Raw genomic sequence first — 22,085 nt, forward strand, 5'->3', positions numbered from 1 at the left:
TCGTTGCGCGGTCTGCAAACTTTCACAGCAGGAAACACAGCACGAAGCAAGGAGCTCGATGACCGCCACCGCACCCGTCCCGGTGCAGCACGGCCGACGCGCAGCCGGGGTCCCCACGGACTCCGCCGCACCCGGCCAGCAGCCGCTGATGACCCACCGCCAGATCCTCCTCGTGATCTACGGGCTGATGGCGGGCATGTTCCTGTCCTCGCTCGGCCAGACGGTGTTCGGCACGGCGATCCGGACGATCGGTGACGACCTGCACGGGCTCGACCAGCAGGCCTGGGTGACGACCGCGTACCTCATCACCTCGACCATCGCGACGCCGATCTACGGCAAGCTCTCCGACATCTTCGGGCGCCGGCCGCTCTACATCTTCGGCATCGTGGTGTTCATCCTCGGCGCCGTGCTCTCGTCGATGTCGACCTCGATGCTCATGCTCGCCGGCTTCCGCGCCGTGCAGGGCATCGGTGCCGGTGCGCTCATGTCGCTGCCGCTCGCGATCATGGGCGACATCCTCGCTCCGCGCGAACGTGCCAAGTACCAGGGCTACTTCCTCGCCGTGTTCGGCATCTCGTCCGTGATCGGCCCGCTCATCGGCGGCCTGCTCGCCGGTTCCTCCGAGATCCTGTGGATCACCGGCTGGCGCTGGGTGCTCCTCATCAACGTGCCGATCGGCATCGCGGCCCTCGTCATGGTGCTCGTCTTCCTGCACCTGCCGAAGGTGCACGGTGGCGACACCGCGAAGCCGAAGGTCGACTGGTGGGGCGCGACCGCCGTCATCGTCACGCTCGTCCCGCTCCTGCTCGTGGCCGAACAGGGCCGCACCTGGGGCTGGGGCTCGGCCGCCGCGATCGCCTGCTACGTCATCGGCGTCGTCGGCCTCGTCGCGCTGCTGCTCATCGAGTCGAAGATGGGCGACGCCGCGATCATCCCGCTGAAGCTCTTCCGCTCCGGCACGTTCTCGATGGCGACGGTCATCGGGTTCCTGGTCGGCTTCGCGATGTTCGGCGCCATGCTGACCATCCCCCTCTACCTGCAGATCGTCGTCGGCCTGACCCCGACCGAGTCCGGCTTCGCGACGCTCCCCCTCGTCGGCGGGCTCATGATCGCGTCGATCACGAGCGGCCAGATCGTCGCCCGGGTCGGCCGCTACCGGATCTTCCCGGTGATCGGCACGGCGCTGGTGTCCTCGGGCTACGTCGTCCTGACGTTCATGAGCATCGACAAGCCGCTCTGGTTCCTGATGATCGGCATGTTCCTCATCGGACTCGGGCTCGGATCGGTCATGCAGTCGCTGACCCTCGCGTCGCAGGGCTCGGTCGAGGCCCGGGACATGGGCGTCGCCACGTCGTCCGCCACGTTCTTCCGCCAGATCGGTGGGACGCTCGGCACGGCCGTGCTCCTGTCCATCCTGTTCTCGGTGATGCCGTCGAACATCCTGCACGCCACGGCGGACCGCACCGACCTGCGCTCCGCCCTCGAGGCGGCGACGAACCCGACCGTGGCCACCGCGCCCGCGAACCGGGGCGTCATGGACGAGATCTGGACGCCGATCGTCACCCCGATCGAGCAGAACGTGCAGGCCTCGCTCGACGACGTCACCGCCCAGGTGCAGCAGTCGACCGCGAGCGCCCCGGCCGCCGTGCAGGCCCAGGCCCTCGCCGCGGCAGCCGACCAGGCCCACGCATCGGTGCAGGACGGCAAGCTCGTCGTCGACTGGTCGGACGCGGCGCAGCGGTCCTACTGGGTGGGCGAGCTCACCCCGGCCGTGGCGAAGCAGGTCTCCGACGGCAGCGGCTCCGGGTCGAGCACCATGAGCACGAACGACACCTCGTTCCTGACCGGTGCGGACAGCCGGCTCACCCGGCCGTTCATGGCGGGCTTCAACGCCTCGTCCGTGACGATCTACTGGGTCGGTCTCGGCGTGATCCTGCTCGCCTTCGTCCTCACCTGGTTCTTCCGGGTGCCGCCGCTCCGTCAGCGTTCGGCGCTGCAGGAGCGTGCGGACGCCGCGGGTGCGCAGCGCGCCGACGACGACGGGCTCTCGGCGGAGGACGAGCTCGAGACGGCCGCCGGCCTGGCCGCCGCCGAGGCGGGCTCCTTCACCGGCCCGATGACCGGATCCACCCCGACGCAGCCCGCGCAGCGCCGATGACCGACCGGGGCGCCCGTCCACTGTCCCCCTTCGTGGACGGGCGCCCCACCCCACCAGCACCAGGAGCCACCGTGACCACCACCCCCGCGACGACGACGGCGACGGAGCCGTGCTCGCTGCGTGAACGGAAGAAGCAGCAGACCCGCTCGGCGCTGCACGACGCCGCCTTGACGCTCGTGTCGGCGCACGGACTCGACGGGGTGACCGTGGAGCAGATCTGCGCCGACGCCGATGTCTCCCCCCGGACCTTCTTCAACTACTTCTCCTCGAAGGCACACGCGGCGCTCGGCCTCGACACCGTCGAGGTCCCGCCGGCCGCCGCGACCTGGTTCGCCACCGCCGAGGGGCGCTTCATCGACGACCTGTGCAGCCTCGTCGCCGCGACCGTTCCGCTCTCGCAGGACCGGCGCCGGATGAAGGAGCTGCTCGTGCTCCGCCCGGAGATGGCCCCGATGGTCATGCAGTGGATGGCCGAGTCCCGGCAGTCCCTGCTCGCCACGGTCGGTACGCGGACCGACGAGCAGACCGCCCGCACCGCGGTGGCCCTCGTCATGTCCGCGCTGTCCGAGGTGGCGCACCGCGAGACCGTCGGCGGCCCGGACGAGCTCGCGGTCCGACTGCGCGCCGTGGTCGGCGAGATGGGTGCGCTCGCGTCCGCCTGACCGGACGTCTGCCTGCGTGGACCCGCAGGCCGGGTTCGGCATCCCGCAGGACTCCCCCCACCGGGTGCGAAGCCGGCCTACGCTCCTCGCACCGGCCGCACCCGACGGCCGGCCACTCGCCCCGCGGCGCGCAACGGCGCGTGTCGCGGAGCGACCACGCAGGTGTGTTCTTGCGCTCATCGACAGTTCACGCGCGCACCGGCCCGTGGACTGTCGCCCAGCGCGTGGAGACGGTACCGCTTGTCGGACGGGAGGGACGGTGCAGGCTCGCACCGCGCCTCCCGTCCGTCAGGTGGTCGCGTCTCAGGCGCGTGCCAGCGGGTCCAGCTGCTCCGGGGTCGCATCGGCCGCCTGCGTCGACCGGCTGAGCGCCTCGTGCCGCTCGTCCTCGGCCAGGAGCGCGCGGCCGGCGGCCGTCCCGTGCTCGAACGCGTCCGGGCCGACGAGCAGGCGGAGCGGCGGCTCGTCCATCGCCACGACCTGCAGCACGAGCTCGGCGACCAGGTCCGGGTCGCTCGCACCGATGCTCGTGCCCCCGTGCATCCGTGCGGAGGCCCCGACGGTCGCCTCGTACTCCGGCCGGACCGGCGCGACCGTCATGGACGACCCCGCCCAGTCGGTGCGCATGCCGCCCGGCTCGAGGACGGTGACGCGGATGCCGAGGGGCCCGACCTCCTTCGCGAGCACCGAGGAGAACCCGCCGACGGCCCACTTCGCGGTCTGGTACGCGCCGAGCCCCGGCGTCGACATGCGCCCGCCGACGGACGAGACCTGCACGATGTGCCCGGAGCCCTGCTCACGCATGACGTGCACGGCCTCCTGGCTGAGGGTCACCACGCCGAACAGGTTGGTCTCCACCTGGGCGCGGAAGTCGGCGGGGTCGACGTCCTCGATGCTGGCGAGGTTCGCGTACCCGGCGTTGTTCACGAGCACGTCGAGCCGGCCGAAGCGCTCGACCGCGGTGCGGACGGCTGCACGGGCGGCGTCGGGGTCGGTGACGTCGAGCGCGACGGGGACGAGCTCCGCGCTGGTGAGGTCGTCGAGGGCGTGGAGGTCCCGGACCCCGGCGACCACCTGGTGACCGGCGGCGAGGGCTGCGGTGACGATCGAGCGGCCGAGGCCTCGCGAGGCACCGGTGACGAGGATGACGGACATGGTGTTCCTAACTGACTGGTTGGTAGATACACCCCATGGAATACCTCCGTCGCTCGCTTGTCAACCGCCCGGTTGATAACGTGGGCGGATGCCGATGCCCCGCGACGCCGACGCCACCCGCGCCCGACTCCTCGTCGCCGCCCGCGACGAGTTCGCCGCGGTCGGGATCGCCGGCGCGCGCGTGGACCGGATCGCCGCCGCCGCCGCGAGCAACAAGGCGCAGATCTACCACTACTTCGGCAGTAAGGACGGCCTGTTCGACGCGGTCTTCGACGCGATGGTCGCCGAGACGCTCGACGAGGTCACGATCGACGCCGACGACCTGCCCGAGTACGCCGGACGCCTGCACGACTCCTACGCACACCGACCCGGGGTGCAGCGCCTGGCGACCTGGTACCGGCTCGAGCGGGGCGACACCTCGCACCCGATCGACGCCGTTGTGCAGAGCAACGCCGCCAAGCTCCGGGCGATCGAGGACGCGCAGCGGGACGGACGGCTGCCGACGACGTTCTCGGCGGCGGAGCTCCTCGGGATCGTCATCCACACCGCTGCGCTGTGGAGCGGTGCGACGCCGGAGTACGCCCGACTGACGGACGAGGTGGGGGCGGCGCGGCGGCGGGAGGTCGTCGTGGCGACGGTGGCGGCGGTCGTGCGGGGCTGAGCGGGTCCTGCGGCGCTCAGCCGCCCGTCGCGGCGAACACGCCGAGCACGATGCCGACGCAGAGCATGGCGATGCCCAGGGCCCGGAAGAGTGCCGTGGGCAACTGGGCGTGACGATCAGCTGCCTTCTTGCCCTGGACGATGCGCATCTGCCGCTGTAGGAAGTCGTGCATCGCCTCCGGCGACACCGCGGTCGCGCAGCCGAGGAGCACGAAGGCGCCGCCGAGGACCCAGAGCGCCAGCGAGTCAGTCAACGACGTTCACCGGAGGAGCAGCGCGCCGGCGACGAGCATGACGAGTGCGATCACGACTGCGATCAGCCGTCCACGGTCGGAGGGCGGGTGGTTGCGATTCCGCTGCACCACCCACGGGATGCACGCCAATCCGCCGACCACCAGCACGAGCCCGAGGACGAGTGGGAGTGCGTTCAATGCGGCTCCGTTCTCATTCGTGGACCATCGGAAAGACACGCAACGCCCCGCGCCTGCCAGCTCCTCATGGCACCTCGCGGAGGCATCACAGGGGCTGGGAGAATCGGCGGGTGAGCACTTCCCTTCAACACAATGCGAACATCAGTCTCCAGTGGAAGCGACTGACGCTGCATTCCGCATCGTCGCGTTCTCCACTAGCGCCGGCGTGAACGCGTCCACCGCAAGTTCGCTCGTACGGAACTCTTCCGCGGCGGGCTCAACGGTGTACTCAACCACCTCGACCGAGTGGCTCTTGAGAGCATCGAGAACCTCCGACGGCGTGACGTAGAAGAACTCACGGCGCAGGTTGACCTTGTTCACCCGCTGCTTCGCGAAGGCCTGATGCAGCATCGTCTCGACCCCCACCGCATCGTCAGCGAAGAACAACGCGTGCACGTCGAAGCGGAACGGCACCGATGCATCTCCGAGCTCGATGACGCGATCCATCGGCTTCAACCTTCTCGTCATGCCGATCTTCACCATGCGTTCTCCGAACGCGCCGACGTTGGAGATGACGTAGACGTAACCGGCTCGCACATTCGCTGCTCGGTAGTCCACGTCGGTGATTGCGCGATCGACATCCTCCAGTCTGGCCCGAACACGAGCGGCACCTTCAGTGTCACCGTTGGCTTGCAAGGCCGCGAGCGTGGACAAGTAGTGCTGACGTTCTTTCTCCAGGCGGTCGTGCTCGGCTTGTAACTCAGCAGCAGCTCGTTGCTGCTCGCGGAGGTCCGCTCGACGCTCCCGTTCACGCTCTTTCTCTGCTTGCACGGTCCGGAGGTGCTCCTTCGCAAGAGCAATTTCCTCAAGCCGCATCCGGTGGTAGCTCGGCTCGATGCGGAGGTCGATCATCGTGCCGCTCTTGGCGATCTGCTCCGCAGCCCTACTCAGTCGCGTCTGGGCGACGTGCAGGTTGCCTGCGCGAGTCGCCTTCACGGCGTTTTCGGCTTCCGCGTTGTACGCCCGCAGCAGCACCTTCGCCATGTCCGTCATGAATTTTCGACCCTGCGCTTCTGAGCTGTTGAACGTGAAGCGTGGCGCCGTCGTCACCGCTCTCTTGTCGCGGACGGCGTTCTTGATGCGGTAGCGCAGTGCCTCCAGCTTCGCTGCCAGTTCCGTCGACGATGCGGCGGGGTTGTCGAAATCGAAGAGCCCGACCTCTTGTAGTTCCACTGCTGCGTCGAGGTCCACGAGTTCGGCTCTTCGAACGCTGATGTCCGCGTTGAGCCTTTCCTGAGCAGCTTTGGCGTCAGCAACCTGTCGAACAGCCTCGCGGACACGGTCCTCGGCGCTGGTGACCGCTTCTTCGGATTTGCGCCGCTCCACCGCCTCTTCAGCCGCAAATCGCTCGCGAGCCGATGCAAGCTCCTTCGCCAACAGGTCGCGCGCTTCCGCTTGCTCAGTCGCGAGTTGGGCTCGAAGGGTGGTGATCTGGCGTTCCTGCTCGGCCCGGTATTCGTCAACATCGTCGAAAGCGCGCATCTTGTAGCGTGCAACGACTGCTTCGCCAGCCTCGATTCGCTCCTCCGCGGCGCGCAACCGCTCTCGCGCCTCACGTTTCGACAGCTTGTCGATCGGTTTGGGCCCGTCTCCGGGAGATTCTGTTCGCCTCGACCGATCGGCCGCTCGAGCGTCCCGACGGGTCCGAGGCGCGGCCGTATCGTCAGCGTCCGGAATACGGGCACCGGGGTCCCCCTGCGTTGACCGCTTGAGCTGAACGTGCTCGGTCCAGGCCTGCCCGTCCCAGTAGCGGACGAACCTTGGGTCACGGTCGTCGTACCAACCTGCGGGCGCTGCTGACATTGTTTCATCTTACGGAGGAGTGCTCACTCCGGCACGCGCCCCCGTCCGGGGGTGATCGGCCGAGCGCGCCGGCCGGTGCCAGACGAGCGCCGACCGTGCGGCATCCCGCGCGACCCGGAGGACACGGAGCACCACGATGTCGTGGTCGCCCGCGCGGTGGACACCCTCGACCGAGCACTCGAACCACGAGTGGGCACCGTCGAGGAAGACCGCACCGGACCCGGCGGTGGCGTACTCGATGCCGTGCAGGCGCCGCGCACGGTCCCGGGACGCCAACTGCGCCGTGTGCGGCCCGTGTCCGTCGCCGAGCACCGAGATGCCGAGCGTCGGCGCTGCTGCGAGGTCGGGCCACGTCGTGGACGAGTGCTGCACGGCGATCGTCGCCAGCGGCGGGTCGTAGGAGACGCCGACGGTGAAGGACGTCGCCACCATGACCACGGGGGAACCGTCGACGCACGCGGCGATCGCGGCCACGACGGAGGGCACCTCGGCGATGGCCTCACGGATGTCGAGCGGGTCCTCGATGAAGTGGTCGTGCACGGGGTCCTCCTCGGGGAACGAGTGGTCGGGGACGAGCGGTCGGGGACGAACGGTCAGGAGCGGGAGAGCACCGCACGGGCCCGACGCTCGTCGGACCGCATCGCGGTGACGAGCGCGTCCGGCCCGCGGAACGTGCGCTGGCGTCGGATGCGCCGGCCGACGGTGAGATCGACGACCAAGCCGTACAGGTCGCCGTCGAAGTCGAGCACGTGGATCTCGACCGTGCGCGGTCGGTCGGGGAAGGTGCTGTTGCTGCCGATCGACACGAGGGCCTGCCGTGGCGGAGCGCCGACGGGAGCCGCGAGCCATCCGACGTAGACCCCGTCGACGGGGACCGGAGTAGCAGACTCGTCCTCGGGCCGCAGGTTCGCGGTGGGGAACCCCAGGTCGTGCCCGACCCCTGCACCGTGGACGATCACGCCGGTCAGGACGACCGGGGCCCCCGGACGGCCGGACAGCGCACGCGCGGCGACCACGGCACCGCAGGCCACGAGCGCGAGCGCACCGAGCGCGACCGCGTCTCCCGCCGTGGCGAGCAGCACGGCCGTCGCGGTGCTGCCGAGCACGGCGCCGAGCTGCTTCACGGTGTTGAAGACGCTCGATGCCGCCCCGACCGTCGCGGGCCCCGCGCCGAGGACCGCGGCGAGGGAGAACGGCGACCAGACGAACGCGTTCGCGATCCCGAACCCGGTGAAGGCCGCGGCGATCGTCCAGAGGGGCGCCGCGGCACCGACGAGCACCGCGGTCAGTGCCACGGACACGACGAGCAGGACGGCTCCGACCGTCGCGGTCGCCCGAGGGCCGGCGGTGTTCGTCATGCGGCCCACGAACGGCGCCGAGGCGAGGCACGCGACCCCCATCGGCACGAGCACGAGGGCCGCCGATCCCGCACTCAGCCCGCGGGTCTGCTGCAGGTCGAGCATGAGCGGGATCGGGGCGGACCCGACGCAGAAGGACGCGGCCGTGGCGCCCCACGACCCGGTCACGAAACCGCGGTCGCGGAAGAGGGCGAGCGGCACGAGGGCGCGGTCGCCGGCACGCCGCTGCCGGACGAGGACGGCCGCCACAACCGCGGCGCCGAGCAGGACCGCACCGCCACGGGCGGCCGGGTCGGCGAGCAGCCCGGTGTCCGTGCCCTGCACGCCGACGACCACGCCGAGGACCCCGACGGTCACGCCGACGACGGCGAACAGGGGCAACGGGACCGCGATGCGCCGGGAGACGGGCACGAAGCGGAGGACCGCGATCGCCGTGACGATCCCGACGGGCACGTTCACGAGGAACACCGACGGCCACCCCCACGCCTCGACGAGCAGCCCGCCGACGATCGGCCCGGCGACCGTCGCCGCCCCGCCGCCGGCGCTCCAGACGGCGAGCGCGACGGCGAGCCTCGGCGGTTCGAACAGCGACCGGATCACGGTCAGGCACTGCGGGGTGAGCAGCGCCGCGCCGAGGCCCTGGACCGCACGCCAGGCGACGAGGGCGCCGATCCCGGGCGCGGCCGCGCACCCGACCGAGGCGATCGTGAAGACCGCGAGCCCGACGAGGTACACGCGCCGGTGTCCGAACCGGTCGCCGAGCCGGCCCGCCACGAGCAGCGGGACGGCGAACGCGAAGAGGTAGGCGCTGTTCACCCACACCGACGTCGACGCGTCGGCACCGAGGTCACGCCCGAGGTCGGGCAGGGCGACGGACACGATCGTGCTGTCGAGCAGCAGCATGAAGAAGCCGAGGCAGAGCCCGCCGAGCGCGAGCCACCGACGGGCCGGGGTCACCTCACACCGCCAGGTTCTCGCGGAGCGTGGCCCCCGGGTACCGCGGCGCGAGGGCCCCGCGGCAGCGGAGCTCCGGCACGAGCAGCTCGCTGAGGTCGGCGAACCCGGACGGCATCCCGAGCGGACTGGACAGCATGTAGCCGCCCCGCCCACCGGTGGCGGCGAAGTTCTCCTGGAGCGCGTCGGCCACCCCCGCGGCGTCGCCGACGAGCATGTGGTCGAGGCCGGTCGCCGCGCGCCACCCGTGCTCGAAGAAGTCGTCGCGGTCCATCGTGTGGTCCTCCCCGAACTCGGCGACCAGGCTGCCGACGAGTCCGGCCGGGCTCGCCTGGGCGGCGACGACCTCGTCGCGCAGGTCCCCGAGCCGGAAGGAGGCCGGCAGCGTCGAGAAGTCGTACCCGGCGTTGTGCGAGATGAAGGTCCCGACGGCCTCGCGGTTCCAGAACGACAGGAGCGAGTCCCGTCGGGCCTGGGCTTCGGCGACCGTCGCGCCGACGATCACCTGGGTCGCCCAGAGGATCCCGACCCCGGCGGGGTCCCGTCCGGCGTCCGTCAGTGCCGCGTCGAGGGCGTTCCGGTGTCGGAGCTGCCCGGCGACGCTCGCCCCGAACCCGAACACGAGGTCGGCGAACGACGCACTCGCGGCGATGCCCCGCGGCGAGTTGCCGGCCTGCACGACGACCGGGTGGCGCTGCGGACTCGGGACGCTGGCGAGCGGCCCCCGCACCTTGAAGAACCGGCCGTCGTGGTCGATGGGGTGCACGCGCGACGGGTCGGCGAAGCGCCCGGTCGCCCGGTCGCGGACGATCGCGTCCGGCGCGACGGAGTCCCAGAGCGCACGGCAGACGCCGATGAACTCCTCCATCCGCTCGTACCGGAGGTCGTGGTCGATCAGGTGGTCGGAGCCGTAGTTCGCGGCGTCCGCACCCCGCGAGGACGCGACGACGTTGAACGCCATCCGGCCGCCCGTGACGTGGTCGAGCGAGTTGAGCAGCCGCGCGGTGGAGAACGGGTGCGTGAAGGTCGACGAGTAGGTGAGTCCGAACCCGATGTGCTCGGTCACCGTCGACATCGCCGCGATGACCGGCGACATGTCCTGCCGGGGCCACTGGATCCCCCACTCGACCGCCGGGTCGATGCTGCCGCGCCACGTGCTCGGGACGCCGGAGCCGTCGCCGAAGAACAGCATGTCGACGCCGGCGCGCTCGGCCGTCCGGGCCACCTCCATGTACATGCGGACGTCGGGGAAGTCCTGGCCGACCCAGCTGCCGGGTGCCGCCCAGCGCCCCTCGGTGTGGGTGAAGGACAGGTCGTAGGCGATGTGCATGCCGCTCACGAGGCAGCCACCGGCGACGCCGCCCACGCCTGCCACAGCGCGGTGGTCTCGGCAGCGTCCGTGACGACACCGACGTTGAGCTCGATCATCGTGAGCGCGGCGTCGTGCACGTCGATGTCGTAGGCGGCGGTGGCGTCCGACGGCACCACGACGGGCCAGCCGAGCTGCATCGCGTCCTGCGCCGTCGCGAAGACGCAGCACTCGGACGTGAGTCCCACGACGGTCAGCCAGCCGATCCCGGCGGTGGTGAGCCGCGCCTCCAGGTCCGTGCCGAGGAACCCGCTGTAGCCGCGCTTGACGACGCGGGTCTCACCAGGCGCCGGCGCCGTGCGGTACCACTCGGCGCCGGCGGTGCCGATGCGGCAGGGCTCGTCCTCCGGCATCGGTCCGTCGAGCGCACCGCCGCGCAGCCACGTGCTGCTGTGCCACGGGGCGGACGGGTCGCTGCCGAGCTCGACCCAGACGACGGGGACGCCGGTGGCTCGCGCCTCGTCGACGAGGGCGCCGATCCGGACGATCGCGGCGTCCACCGCGGCGAACGCACGGTCGTCGAGCCCGTAGCCGGCGATGCGCGCGGGTTCACCGAAGTCGCGCTGCACGTCGACGACGACGAGCGCCGGCGTGCGGCCACCAGCACCGGACGACGAGGGTCCGTCCAGCAACCGGGCGAGTCGCGGGTCGAGCCCGCTGCTGCCGCCGGTCACCGGACGACCGCCGCGTCGTGCTGGCGGAGTGCCGGCAGGACGGTCTCGCCGAAGCGCACCATGTCCTGGTCGTACTCGGGGAAGATCAGCATGAGGCCGTCGAGCTCGCCCCGGTCGACGATGTACTCGATGTGCTCCGTGACGGTCTCGGCGGAACCGGCGACGTACGCGGTCTGGAACGCGTCCTCACCCGCAGCACCGTCCGCCCACGCACGGGCCTGCTCGGCGGGGACGCCCCACGACGCCCGCATCGAGGCCAGTGCCTCGCGGTCGACGCCGGCACCCCACTCACGCACCTTCCGCTGCGCGGCCTCGTCGGTCTCGTCCTGCACGACGGTGAGCATCGAGTAGGTCCGGCACACCCGACCCTCGTCGGCCGCGCGGTCGTGGACGTCGCGGGACAGGTCGCGCATCTCGTCGAGGCTGTCCGCCGCGAGGAACGCACCGTCGGCGTACTTCGCCTGGAACGCGCGAGCGGCCTCGGACTTGCCGGCGCTGATGATCGTCGGTCTGCTGGCCGGGTGCGGGCGGGACTCGCAGGCGTCGAGGTCGAAGTACGGCGTTTGCATCGTGACGCTGTCCTCGGTCCAGAGGCGGGTGACCGCTTCGGTCCAGAGCTCGGTCATCCGGTAGCGGTCGGCGTGGCTGAGGCCGGCGTCCCAGATCCCGAACTGCTCGAACTCGGCCGCGTAGGCCCCGTTGACGATGTTCATGCCCGCCCGACCCCCGGAGAGGTCCTGCAGCGTCGTGTACATCTTCGCCGCGACCGCCGGGTTGTGGACGTTCGCGTGCATGGTCGCCCAGATCTTCACACGCTCGGTCGCCTCGGCGATCCCGGCCATCATCGTCATCGACTCGAGGGAGCGTCCCCAGTGGTCGGTGCTCCCGCCGAAGCCGCGCCACTTCGCCATCGACATCACGAAGTCGAGGCCGATCGCTTCGGCGTGCAGGGCTGCGCGCTTGTTCCAGGCGTAGGTCGCCTCGGGGTGGGGTGCGGTGGTGGAGAGCATCCATCCGCCGTTGCCGATCGGGAGGAAGATCCCGTACTCCTTCGCGGGCATGGTGCGCCGCCTCTCTGGTCGTTGCTCGGTGCGTGTCACGTCGTGCGGGGTGGGTCGCGCGTCCGCGCGACCCACCGTGGTCACGGCGCGGGCCAGACGGTCTCGCCGTCCTTCGTGATCGCGTCGATGTACTCGTTCGTGAACCAGCTCTTCGCGTCGTCCGCGGTCACCGAGCTCTTCACGATGTCGAACTGGTGCAGCATGTCGACGAGCTTCGACACGTTCTCGGGGTCGATCCCCCCGAGCGGCTGGCCCGGCGTCGGGTTGTCCGCGATGACCTTCGTCTCGGTCGTCCAGATCTTCGCGTTCTGCGCCTCGTCGTAGGTCGCGCCGGAGAGCTTCGCGGCGTACCCGACGCACTGCTTGGTCTTCGCGGCGCTCGACGCGCAGAAGTCGTACGCGTGCAGGGCGGCGCGCAGGACGTCCTCGACGGCGGTCGGGTGGGCCTTCGCGAACGCGGGGTTCACGGCCATCGCGCCGATCGACGAGGGGATCCCGTAGTCGACGGGCTGCCACACGGTGACGTCGTCGCCCGCGGCCTTGAGCAGGTTCGGCTCGTTCGACACGAAGCCGGTGAGGGCCTCGAGACCGTTCTGCTTGCGCGGCAGGACCGAGGGGTCGTAGCCCTCCTTCACCAGGGTGAGCGAGTCCCAGTCCACCCCGGCCTTCTCCATCATCGCCCGGACGGAGGCGGGGACGTAGCCCTTGTGGCCGACGACCTTCCCGTCGAGCTGCGGGAGCTTCGTGATGTCCTTGTTCGTCATCAGGATGTCGAGCCCGGCGTTCGAGTAGGACGAGATGCCGGTGATGTCGATGCCGTTTGCCCGGGCTTGGATGAGGTCCTGCTCCGCGACGGCCGACACGGTCGCCTGGCCGCTCGCGAGGAGCTTGGTGTTCTGCGCGGTGTCGCCCGACCCGGGCTTGAGGGTGACGTCGAGGCAGAGGTCCTTGAAGTAGCCCAGTTCGTCGGCCGCGATGTACTCGAGGATCGACGCCGAGGACTGGTACTGGTAGCCGGACAGGTAGGTGATGGGGCCAGCGGCCTTGTTCTCCTTGCAACGTTCGGCCGAGATGGCGCTGCCCTCGGACGAGCCGGTGCCCGCGCTCGAGCCGGTGCTGCAGCCGGTGAGGGCGAGGGCCACGGCGGCGGTGGCGGCGAGGGCCGCGAGCGCGGCCGTGGTGCGGTGCGGGCGGGTGCGGTGCGGGTGGGTGCGGTGCTGCATGGTCACTCCTGTGGGAAGGGATGGGTGGTGCAGGGCGGGGGCGGGGCGGGGGCGGGGTGTGGGTCGGGGTGGTCGTCGGGTGTCGGCCTGGAGGCGCGGGTGGCGTCGCGTGGGCAGGCTCGCGCCGACGGGTGGTGCTGCTGGGCCGCGGGGCGGCGGTGCGGTGGCCGGGCGGTGCGGTGGCCGGGCGGTGCGGTGGCCGGGCGGTGCGGTGGCGGGGCGGTGGTCGGGTGGCGGGGCGTCGGGCGGCGGTCGCCGTCAGTCGTTCGCGGTGCGGTGCCAGCGGAGGACCCGCCGCTCGACGAGCGAGATGAGTCCGAGCAGGACCACGCCCATCACCGCGAGGATCGCGATCGCGGCGTACACCACGGCGAGCTGGTTCATCGACGACGCCGTGCTGATCACCGTGCCGAGCCCGCCCGTCGACCCCGACGCGGAGAGTTCCGCCACGACCGCGCCGATGATCGACAGCGGGAACACGATGCGGAGCGCCGCGAAGACGAACGGCAGGGCGTTCGGGATGCGCAGGTGCACGAGCATCTCGAGGCGGGACGCGTCGATCGTCCGGTACACCTGCAGCACGGGCTGCGGGACGGACCGGAGCCCGGCCGCGGTGTTGATGAGGATCGGGAAGAAGCAGATGAGCGCCGTGATCACGAGCTTCGGCAGCGGGCCGAACCCGAACGCCACCACCAGGGCCGGGGCGATCGCGACGAGCGGCGTCACGTTGAGGACGATCGCGATCGGCATCACCGCGCGGCGGACGATCGGCAGCTCGCTCGTCAGCACGGCGAGGACGAACGCGGCCACGAACCCGATGCCGAGGCCGACGAGCGACTCGACGAGGGTGATCCCGGCGTTCTGCAGGTAGTAGGGCAGCTGCGTGGCGAGGGTCTCCCCCACCGCGGGCAGCGGCGGCAGCAGGTACGGCATCGTCGTCGCGCCGATCTGCCAGAGCACGGCGAGGACGCCGAGCATCACGACGAGGGGCGCCCAGACCGTCGGGCGGATCCAACCGGGGAGTGGTCGACGGGTCGCTGCGGCCTCGGACTCGGCGGTGGTGGTCGTGGCGGAGGCGGTGGAGGTCGTGCTGGTGGTCGTCATCGTGTCGTCTCCCTCAGGCCGCGTCCGTCGCACGCCACGCGCTGTGCAACCGCGTGCGGACGAGGTCCTCGTACTCGTGGAAGCGCCGTTCCTCGAACAGACGTTGGTTCCGCGGTCGCGGCAGGTCGATGTCGATGACGTCGACGATGCGCCCGGGACGCGGCGCCATCACGACCACGGTGTCCGACATCCGGACCGCCTCGGACACCGAGTGCGTGACGAAGAGCACCGTCGTCCGCAGCTCGTCCCAGAGGTCGAGCAGCTGGTCCTGCAGGGCCTCGCGGGTGAACTCGTCGAGGGCCGAGAACGGCTCGTCCATGAGCAGCACGTCCGGCCGCAGGCCGAACGCCCGGACGATCGCCGCACGCTGCTGCATGCCACCGGAGAGCTGGGCGGGCAGCTTGTCCTCCGCCTCGCCGAGCCCGGCCATCCGGAGCAGCTGTCGCATGTCCGGGCCGCTGTCCGCACCGCGTTCCGCGAGGTCCTCGATCGCGGCGCGTCGACGCCCGGCACCGGGGTTGACCCGTCCGGCGAGGGAGACGTTCTGCAGCACGGTGAGCCAGGGCAGCAGCGCCGGCGTCTGGGGCACGAGGCCGATGAGCTTCGCCGCGCACGCCTGCGCCGGGGTGACGCCGTGGACCTGCACGTCGCCGCGGTCGGCGGGTTCGAGGCCGGCGACGAGCCGCAGCAGCGTCGACTTCCCGCAGCCGCTCGGGCCGATGAGCGACACGAACTTCCCGGGCTCGATCGTCAGCTCGACGTCGTCGAGGGCCACCATGGCGCTCGGACCGCTGCCGTACACCTTGCGCACCGCGTCCACCCGGACCGCTGCTGTGGTCATCCGTTCCTCCATACCGTCGGCGAGCCCGCAGGCTCGGTCTCGTATGGCGGAGAGCGTGCGTCGCGAGCTCGGGTTCGTCTGCGACGCGGAAATCCGCTGCTGGTGATGAGGTTAGGACGCTCGTGTTACGGAGTCGGGCCACATGTGTTGCGAACGTGTGAACGACTGCGCGGGGTCAGCGCTGCGAGGGCGCCGCCGTCCGCCCGTCCCAGACGAGCACCTCGATCCCGAGGTCCTCGGCGGCCACCGAGACCCACCCGGCGAGCGCCCGCGCTGCCGGTTCGGCGACGACGAGGACGGCCCGCTCGGCCCCGGGGACGGACTGCCGCAGCCACAGCAGCTTGAACAGGTCGGCCATCACCTTGTTGCGCCAGGCCGGCTTGTAGGCGCCCTGGTTCGCCACGAGCTGCACGACCACGCGGTCATCGGCGTCGATGCCCTCGACCTCGACCCGGGCACGGTCGAGCACGACGGTGCGGGGACGGAGGACGAGCCCGAGTGCGGTCCCGGTGTCGTCGAGCATCCGCCGCTCGACGGAGTCGGGGGCGAACCGGCCCCAGTCGGAGCGGGCGTCGGGGACCTCGGTCATGTCGGCAGTGTAGGCGGCGTCACCCGCGCCGATACACTGTTATGAAAGAGCAGTTTCATAACAAACGATCGAGGATTGATGCAGCCGAGTCCGTACACGCCCGGAGAAGTCGCACGGATCGTGCCCGGTCGCGCCCGGCAGCTCGCCGAGGTCGACGAACGCCTCTCGACCCTCATCGACCTCGGGCGGCTCGTCGGACGGATCCGCGTCGACCACGCCGCCCGAGGATTCGGGAAGACGTCGCTGCTCCGCGAGTACCAGCGGCGCGCGTCGGCCCGCGGCGCGGCGACGGTGTGGGTGACCGCGGGCGAGGAGCAAGGACTCATCGCGCAGATCGCAGCGAGTGTCCACACCATCACGGACGGCTTGGCCGAGCACGTCAGGACCGGGCTGCGGGAACGGATCGAGACACTGCAGCTCTCGGTCGGGGTCCCCGGCATCGCGACCGCGACCAGCACGTTCCGACCACCGACCGACGGTGACCGTCCGGACCAGTCCGGAGCGCGCGCTCTCGAGGCAGTGATCCGGGCGGCCGTCGCGGAGCGACCACTGGTGATCCTGATCGACGAGATCCAGTCCGCAGATCCCTCGGGGCTCCGGACACTGGTGTACGCCTGGCAGCATCTCCAAGCCGAAGGCGCGGACGTCCCGGCAGCCGTGTTCGCTGCAGGGCTCCCGAACGCACCCGAGACCATCGCCGGGATCGTCACGTTCAGCGAACGGCTTGCGTACCGCCCGCTCGGGCCGCTCCACCGCGAGGCCGAGGAGATCGCGCTCATCGGACCCGCTCGCGCACTCGGGGTCCACTGGACGCAGCCCGCGGTCGACCGTGCGCTCGCGATCGCGCAGGGATACCCCTACTTCGTGCAACTCATCGCGGATGCGGCCTGGACGGCTGCAGGACGGCCCGATCCGGGAAGCGCCATCGAGCTCAGCGCGGTCGAGCACGGACGCGACGCGATGCAGGCGGATCTCGATGCCTTGTTCCGAGCACGATGGTCTGCGTGCTCTCCGTCGGAACGACGCATGCTCGCAGCCATCGCTGAACACGGGGACGGGCCGGTGTCGCGCGCTGCGATCGCGGCATCGCTCAACACGGGCAGCAACCAGCTCTCCACGCCCCGTGCACGACTGATCGACAAGGGACTCATCCAGCCCGCCGACCGCGGCACCCTCGAGTTCACGATCCCGGGGTTCGCAGCGTTCGTCCGCGACAGCGAGACGTAGGCACCACCCCTCGCGGTCGACTCCCCCGCTCAGACCACCGACCACCCGCCGTCGCTCGGCAGCACCGCGCCGTTCACGTTCGCCGAGTCGTCGCTGAGCAACCACGTGATCGCCGCCGCGAGCTGCTCCGGCTGCGCCACCGGCGGGATCGTCGTCTGCATGATCGGCCCCACCCGTCCGGCCGCGTACTCGCTGCGCATCGGCGCCTCGATGTTCGTCGCCACCGCACCGGGCGCGACGGCGTTGGCGCGGATGCCCTGCGGCCCGTGGAAGAACGCGACGCTCTTCGTGAACCCGGCGATCGCGTGCTTCGACGCCGTGTACGCAGCACCCGCGGCCGACGCCCGGAGCGCCGCCTCGGACGCCACGTTCACGACCGCACCGCGTCCGGCGGCGATCATCAGCGGCAGGACCGCTCGGGTGAGCCGCATCGGCCCGGTGACGTTCACGCTGAAGACGCGGTCCCAGGTGGCGTCGTCGACCTCGCTCGGCGGGAGGAACGCGTCCATGATGCCGGCGACGTTCGCGAGCCCGTCGACCCGCTCGCCCGCGGCGGCGAGGAGCGCGTCGATCGTCTCCGGCGCGGCGACGTCGCCGACGACGGTCTCGACGTCGAGGCCGGCGGCGTCCACGAGTTCGGTGTGCAACGCACCGAGTCGTTCGGCGACGACGTCGGTGGCGATCACGCGCCCGCCCTCGTTCGCGATGCGCGTCGCCGTGGCGCGTCCGATGCCGGAACCCGCTCCGGTGACGATGATGGTCCTGCCGGTGAACCGTCCGGCGGTGGTGTCGGTCATGTCGTCTCCTCACTGAGAGGCGCTCGCTGCGCCACCACAGTTGTAGCACTCAGTGCCGAAAGGAATCCATGAGCTCGACGAGCGACCGGCCGACCGGACGCCCGCGGACGATCGACCCCGCCGCGGTGTCGCTCGTGGCCCTGCGGCTCTTCGACGAGCAGGGCTTCGACGCCGTCTCGATGGACGACGTCGCGACGGCCGCCGGGGTCAGCCGCCGCTCGTTGTTCCGGCTCTTCCCGAGCAAGGCCTCGCTCGTGTGGGGCGGCCTCGACGAGTTCGCGGTGCGCTTCACCGACGAGCTCCGCCTCCGACCGGCGTCCGAGTCCGCGTGGGTCGCGCTCCGCGCCGCGTACCGGGTCGGTGCCACGTTCCCGGACGACACGATCGAGATCACCCGCCACCGCCTGCGGGTCATCCGCGCGAACCCCTCCCTCGAGCGCGGTGGGGAGGCCGCGTCCACGGCCCTGACCGGGGTGATCGAGCGATTCATGGCCGAGCGGGACGGCGGCTCGGTCGACGACCTCGCGACGCGGGTCCGCGCACACGCCCTCGCGGCGGCGGCGAGCACGGCGCTCACGTGGTGGGCGACGCACGGCGAGGGCCGCCCGGAGGACGTCGTCGACGAGGCCCTCGCGCTGTTCGGCTGACGGACGGGAGGGACGGTGCGGGCCCGCACCGCGCCTCCCGTCCGTCACCGGTCGCGCCCACTGCCCACCGACGCCCGTCAGACCCGGCTCTCGATGCGCTTGCCACGCACGTCGCGCGAGAGTGCGTCGATGCGCGCCAGGTCGTCGGCCGTGAGGACGACACCGGCCGCCGCGACGTTCTGCGCGACCCGGTCGGGGTTCTTCGACCCCGGGATCGGGACGACGTCGTCCCGCTGCGCCAGGATCCACGCGAGGGACAGCTGCGAGAGCGAGACGCCGTGCTCGTCGGCGATCGCGGTCAGTGCCCGGACGACCGCGACGTTCTGGTCGAAGTGCTCCGGCGCCCACCACTCGAGCATGTGCCGGATGTCGTCCTCGGGGTAGGCAGACCGCGGCTGGACAGCCCCGCCCAGGAAGCCGCGCGCGAGCGGCGAGTAGGCCACGAGCCCGATGCCGAGCTCGTCGACGAGCGGGAAGAGTTCCTCGGACTCCCGGGCGAACACGGAGTACTCGGTCTGGAACGCCGAGATCGGGTGCACGGCGTGGGCCCGGCGGAGCTGGTCGCCGTCGGTGTTCGAGAGCCCGAGGTACTTGACCTTGCCGGCCTGCACGTACTCCGCCATCACGCCGACGACGTCCTCGATCGGCACCGCCGGATCGTGGACGTGCTGGTAGAGGAGGTCGATCGAGTCGGTGCCGAGGTTCCGCAGGCTCTGGTCGACGACCTCGCGGATGTGCTCGGGGCGGGAGTCGGGCGCCCAGTCGTCCGCGGTGAAGCCGAACTTGGTGGCGATGGTGACCTCGTCGCGGACGGGCGCCAAGGCCGCACCGAGGAGTCGTTCCCCGGCACCCCACCCGTACATCTCGGCGGTGTCGAAGTGGGTGACGCCGAGGTCGTGCGCGCGACGGATCGCCGCGATGGACTCGGTGTCGTCGGCGGGCCCGTACGCGAAGACCGTCCCCATCGCGCCGTAGCCGATGGATCCGACCGTGAGGCCCTGGGTCCCGAGAGTGCGCTGCTGCATGTGCCGTCCTTCCGTCGTGTCTGGCGATGCGGATGACACTGTACGCCCTTTCTGTCAGTCTCTGACAACTTGGTCATGTTCCGCCTCCCTCGGTACGATGCCGTCGTGGGTGAGACGAGCGCGCGGACCGGACTGCGGGACATCACGCGCGAAGCCGTGCGCGCGCGGATCGCGGCGGTCGCCGTCGCCCGGTTCGACCGCGACGGGTTCGACGCCGTCACCGTCGAGCAGATCGCGGCCGAGGTCGGCATCTCGGCGCGGAGCTTCCACCGGTACTTCCCGGCGAAGGAGGACGCCGTCATCGGCGATCCACTGCGACACCGGGGTGCGCTCGCGGAGGCGCTCCGGGAGCGTCCGGACGACGAACCGGCCTGGACCGCGCTGCGCGAGGCGTTCGTCGGCATGATGGTCCGCGCCGACGAGGACCCCGAGTCCGGTCGGCGGTCGGTCCGCGTCATGATGTCGACGCCCTCGCTCCGCGCCCGCAACCTCGAGAAGCACCTCGCCTGGGCGGACGTCCTGACGCCGATCCTGACCGAGCGGCTGCGCGCCGGGGACCCCGACGGCGCCGAGCTCGGTGCGGCTGTCCTCGTGCAGGCCGCGCTCGGGTGCTTCGACGTCGCGATCGCCACCTGGTCCGTCACCGACGAGGACGCTCCGGCCCTGCTGCGCCGGACGTTCGACACACTCGCCGCGGCGGTCTGAGCGGTAGGGTCCGGGGCATGAACGTGAATGGGCCCTCGCCCTACTTCCAGTTCGACGGCACCGCGCTCCAGGCACTCGGGCGCTGGCAGGACGTCTTCGGCGGCGAGCTCAGCATCGCCACCTTCGCGGACTTCTCGCGCACCGACGGCCCTGCCGACGCGGTCGCGCACGGGCAGCTCACCGGGGGCGGCATCACGCTGTTCGCCGCCGACGCCCCGACCGGCGAGACCTCGTTCTCGGCGACCGGGCTGCTCTTCTCGCTGCTCGGCGCCGCCGAACCCGACGTGCTCCGCGGCTGGTTCGACGACCTCGCCTCGGACGGCACCGTCGTGGACCCGCTGCAGGAACGCCCGTGGGGCGACTGGGACGGCACCGTGCGGGACGTCTTCGGCGTCACGTGGCTGATCGGCTTCGAGGCGGCGGCACTCGCGTGACCGGCCGTCCCACCGTGCTCTTCGTGTGCGTGCACAACGCCGGCCGGTCCCAGATGGCCGCCGGCTACCTGCAGCACCTCGCGGGCGACCGCGTCCGGGTGTTCTCGGCCGGCAGCGAACCGGCCGACCGCGTCAACGCCGTCGCGGTCGAGGCAATGGCGGAGGAGGGCATCGACATCGCGACTTCCGTCCCCGCCGTGCTCGACACCGACACCGTGCGGGAGTCCGACGTCGTCATCACGATGGGCTGCGGCGACGCGTGCCCGGTGTTCCCCGGGAAGCGCTACGAGGACTGGGAGCTCGACGACCCGGCCGGGCAGCCGATCGACCGCGTCCGCCCCGTCCGGGACGCCGTCCGCGCGCGGGTCGAGCAGCTGATCGCTACCCTCTGAGCAGGGACCCCGACGCTACCGCTCGTCGAGCGCCAGCAGCGGTGCCCAGTACGCATCGGGTCCGTCGGCGACCACGGCGTCCGGTTCGAAGCGGAAGCCGTAGCCGCGGACGAAGTCGAGGGCCGCTGCCCGTTCCCCCGCCGCGTCGTCGTCCGCCTCGTCGAAGAGGTACTCGCCGTGTCCCATCCGGACGCCCGAGTCGCTGATCACCGTGAGGTCCCAGCGCCCTTCCTCGGCACGTTCGATCCGCACGACGGCGGCCTGCTCAGCGGTGAAGTCAGCCATGCGGCGAGCATACGGACGTCACGACGACGGCGTTCAGCCTAGGGTGGCGCCATGACGGCGACGGTGCGGCAGGTGCAGGTGACGTTCGACTGCGCGGACCCCGAGCGGGTGGCGCGCTTCTGGTGCGAGGTCCTCGGCTACGTGGTGCCGCCGCCACCGGAGGGGTTCGACTCGTGGGACGCCTTCGACCGAGCGCTGCCGCCGGAGCACCGCGGTTCGGCGTTCGCCTGCGTGGACCCGACCGGAGTCGGCCCACGGTTGTTCTTCCAGCGCGTGCCGGAGGGCAAGGTCGTGAAGAACCGCGTGCACCTCGACGTCCGGGTCGGCAGCGGGCTCGTCGGCGCCGAACGGCTCGCCGCCCTCGACGCCGAGAGCGACCGGCTCGTCGCCCTCGGCGCCACGCAGTTCCGCCGCATGCTCGCCGACGCGGTCAACGAGTCGTGCATCGTCATGCAGGACGTCGAGGGCAACGAGTTCTGCCTCGACTGAGAC

25 protein-coding genes are annotated in these 22,085 nt (G+C 71.1%); 9 read left to right on the forward strand and 16 right to left on the reverse strand.

Translation table 11 applies throughout. The features are described 5' to 3' along the window. The first annotated feature begins 58 nt into the window (after positions 1-58). Positions 59-2,158, forward strand: coding sequence for an MDR family MFS transporter (locus ACEN8D_RS07920; protein ID WP_413398770.1), 2,100 nt, complete (start codon positions 59-61; stop codon positions 2,156-2,158). A gap of 71 nt (positions 2,159-2,229) precedes the next feature. Then, positions 2,230-2,820 (forward strand): TetR/AcrR family transcriptional regulator, encoded by a 591-nt coding sequence (locus ACEN8D_RS07925; protein ID WP_413398769.1) that lies wholly within the window; start codon positions 2,230-2,232, stop codon positions 2,818-2,820. Positions 2,821-3,123: 303 nt separating this feature from the next. Here ACEN8D_RS07925 and ACEN8D_RS07930 read toward each other — a convergent pair whose 3' ends face one another. Further along, positions 3,124-3,975, reverse strand: coding sequence for an SDR family NAD(P)-dependent oxidoreductase (locus ACEN8D_RS07930; protein ID WP_413398768.1), 852 nt, complete (start codon positions 3,973-3,975; stop codon positions 3,124-3,126). 88 nt (positions 3,976-4,063) lie between these two features. Here ACEN8D_RS07930 and ACEN8D_RS07935 point away from each other — a divergent pair, with 88 nt between their 5' ends. Further along, complete coding sequence (locus ACEN8D_RS07935) at positions 4,064-4,636, forward strand: TetR/AcrR family transcriptional regulator (protein WP_413398767.1); 573 nt, start codon at positions 4,064-4,066, stop codon at positions 4,634-4,636. Positions 4,637-4,652: 16 nt separating this feature from the next. Here the strand turns inward: ACEN8D_RS07935 and ACEN8D_RS07940 are convergent, their stop codons facing one another. From ACEN8D_RS07940 to ACEN8D_RS07995, 12 genes are all read right to left on the reverse strand, one after another. Beyond that, positions 4,653-4,889 carry a hypothetical protein gene (locus ACEN8D_RS07940; RefSeq protein ID WP_070416854.1) on the reverse strand — a complete coding sequence of 79 codons (237 nt, stop codon included), beginning with the start codon at positions 4,887-4,889 and terminating at the stop codon, positions 4,653-4,655. Between the two features lie 6 nt (positions 4,890-4,895). Further along, positions 4,896-5,066: a hypothetical protein gene (locus ACEN8D_RS07945; RefSeq protein WP_309778749.1), complete on the reverse strand. Its 171-nt coding sequence runs from the start codon at positions 5,064-5,066 to the stop codon at positions 4,896-4,898. Positions 5,067-5,207: 141 nt separating this feature from the next. Continuing rightward, positions 5,208-6,908, reverse strand: a complete 1,701-nt coding sequence (locus ACEN8D_RS07950) for an SNIPE associated domain-containing protein (protein ID WP_413398766.1) — start codon at positions 6,906-6,908, stop codon at positions 5,208-5,210. Positions 6,909-6,917: 9 nt separating this feature from the next. Beyond that, positions 6,918-7,448 (reverse strand): flavin reductase family protein, encoded by a 531-nt coding sequence (locus tag ACEN8D_RS07955; RefSeq protein ID WP_309887730.1) that lies wholly within the window; start codon positions 7,446-7,448, stop codon positions 6,918-6,920. A gap of 53 nt (positions 7,449-7,501) precedes the next feature. Further along, complete coding sequence (locus tag ACEN8D_RS07960) at positions 7,502-9,223, reverse strand: MFS transporter (protein WP_413461601.1); 1,722 nt, start codon at positions 9,221-9,223, stop codon at positions 7,502-7,504. A 1-nt stretch (position 9,224) separates the two neighbouring features. Further along, positions 9,225-10,595, reverse strand: a complete 1,371-nt coding sequence (locus tag ACEN8D_RS07965; protein WP_413399801.1) for an NtaA/DmoA family FMN-dependent monooxygenase — start codon at positions 10,593-10,595, stop codon at positions 9,225-9,227. After that, positions 10,556-11,263 (reverse strand): cysteine hydrolase family protein, encoded by a 708-nt coding sequence (locus tag ACEN8D_RS07970; RefSeq protein WP_413399800.1) that lies wholly within the window; start codon positions 11,261-11,263, stop codon positions 10,556-10,558. Before ACEN8D_RS07970 ends, ACEN8D_RS07965 begins: the two co-directional genes overlap by 40 nt. Next, on the reverse strand, positions 11,260-12,324 hold the full coding sequence (locus ACEN8D_RS07975) for an LLM class flavin-dependent oxidoreductase (RefSeq protein ID WP_413399799.1): 1,065 nt from the start codon (positions 12,322-12,324) through the stop codon (positions 11,260-11,262). The genes ACEN8D_RS07970 and ACEN8D_RS07975 overlap by 4 nt, the downstream gene beginning before the upstream one ends. An 80-nt stretch (positions 12,325-12,404) precedes the next feature. Next, positions 12,405-13,547, reverse strand: coding sequence for an ABC transporter substrate-binding protein (locus ACEN8D_RS07980; RefSeq protein ID WP_495601223.1), 1,143 nt, complete (start codon positions 13,545-13,547; stop codon positions 12,405-12,407). A 258-nt stretch (positions 13,548-13,805) separates the two neighbouring features. Beyond that, positions 13,806-14,651, reverse strand: a complete 846-nt coding sequence (locus tag ACEN8D_RS07985) for an ABC transporter permease (RefSeq protein ID WP_413461794.1) — start codon at positions 14,649-14,651, stop codon at positions 13,806-13,808. A gap of 13 nt (positions 14,652-14,664) precedes the next feature. Further along, complete coding sequence (locus ACEN8D_RS07990) at positions 14,665-15,492, reverse strand: ABC transporter ATP-binding protein (RefSeq protein WP_261645731.1); 828 nt, start codon at positions 15,490-15,492, stop codon at positions 14,665-14,667. A 175-nt stretch (positions 15,493-15,667) separates the two neighbouring features. Beyond that, complete coding sequence (locus ACEN8D_RS07995; RefSeq protein ID WP_070416859.1) at positions 15,668-16,081, reverse strand: hypothetical protein; 414 nt, start codon at positions 16,079-16,081, stop codon at positions 15,668-15,670. A 78-nt stretch (positions 16,082-16,159) separates the two neighbouring features. On the opposite strand from ACEN8D_RS07995, the gene ACEN8D_RS08000 reads away from it, so the two are divergent. Next, on the forward strand, positions 16,160-17,308 hold the full coding sequence (locus tag ACEN8D_RS08000; RefSeq protein WP_261645732.1) for an ATP-binding protein: 1,149 nt from the start codon (positions 16,160-16,162) through the stop codon (positions 17,306-17,308). A 29-nt stretch (positions 17,309-17,337) separates the two neighbouring features. On the opposite strand, the gene ACEN8D_RS08005 is transcribed toward ACEN8D_RS08000, so the two are convergent. Next, complete coding sequence (locus ACEN8D_RS08005) at positions 17,338-18,105, reverse strand: SDR family NAD(P)-dependent oxidoreductase (protein WP_413399608.1); 768 nt, start codon at positions 18,103-18,105, stop codon at positions 17,338-17,340. Positions 18,106-18,173: 68 nt separating this feature from the next. On the opposite strand from ACEN8D_RS08005, the gene ACEN8D_RS08010 reads away from it, so the two are divergent. Beyond that, entirely contained in the window at positions 18,174-18,752 is a 579-nt protein-coding gene (locus ACEN8D_RS08010) for a TetR family transcriptional regulator (protein ID WP_413461795.1), read from the forward strand. 77 nt (positions 18,753-18,829) lie between these two features. On the opposite strand, the gene ACEN8D_RS08015 is transcribed toward ACEN8D_RS08010, so the two are convergent. Beyond that, complete coding sequence (locus ACEN8D_RS08015) at positions 18,830-19,777, reverse strand: aldo/keto reductase (protein ID WP_402736294.1); 948 nt, start codon at positions 19,775-19,777, stop codon at positions 18,830-18,832. 105 nt (positions 19,778-19,882) lie between these two features. On the opposite strand from ACEN8D_RS08015, the gene ACEN8D_RS08020 reads away from it, so the two are divergent. The 3 genes from ACEN8D_RS08020 to ACEN8D_RS08030 are packed head-to-tail and all read left to right on the forward strand — an operon-like array spanning position 19,883 to position 21,308. Further along, positions 19,883-20,482 (forward strand): acyl-CoA-like ligand-binding transcription factor, encoded by a 600-nt coding sequence (locus tag ACEN8D_RS08020; RefSeq protein WP_229087305.1) that lies wholly within the window; start codon positions 19,883-19,885, stop codon positions 20,480-20,482. 17 nt (positions 20,483-20,499) lie between these two features. After that, the gene (locus tag ACEN8D_RS08025) at positions 20,500-20,916 is read left to right on the forward strand and encodes a VOC family protein (RefSeq protein ID WP_175495971.1); all 417 of its coding nucleotides are present in this window, start codon (positions 20,500-20,502) and stop codon (positions 20,914-20,916) included. Next, positions 20,913-21,308, forward strand: coding sequence for an arsenate reductase ArsC (locus ACEN8D_RS08030; protein WP_413398722.1), 396 nt, complete (start codon positions 20,913-20,915; stop codon positions 21,306-21,308). The genes ACEN8D_RS08025 and ACEN8D_RS08030 overlap by 4 nt, the downstream gene beginning before the upstream one ends. A 15-nt stretch (positions 21,309-21,323) precedes the next feature. On the opposite strand, the gene ACEN8D_RS08035 is transcribed toward ACEN8D_RS08030, so the two are convergent. Next, the gene (locus ACEN8D_RS08035) at positions 21,324-21,593 is read right to left on the reverse strand and encodes a hypothetical protein (RefSeq protein ID WP_413398721.1); all 270 of its coding nucleotides are present in this window, start codon (positions 21,591-21,593) and stop codon (positions 21,324-21,326) included. A gap of 51 nt (positions 21,594-21,644) precedes the next feature. On the opposite strand from ACEN8D_RS08035, the gene ACEN8D_RS08040 reads away from it, so the two are divergent. After that, on the forward strand, positions 21,645-22,082 hold the full coding sequence (locus tag ACEN8D_RS08040) for a VOC family protein (protein ID WP_413398720.1): 438 nt from the start codon (positions 21,645-21,647) through the stop codon (positions 22,080-22,082). The last annotated feature ends 3 nt before the right edge of the window (positions 22,083-22,085 follow it).

Source organism: Curtobacterium sp. Curtsp22 (assembly GCF_059492135.1).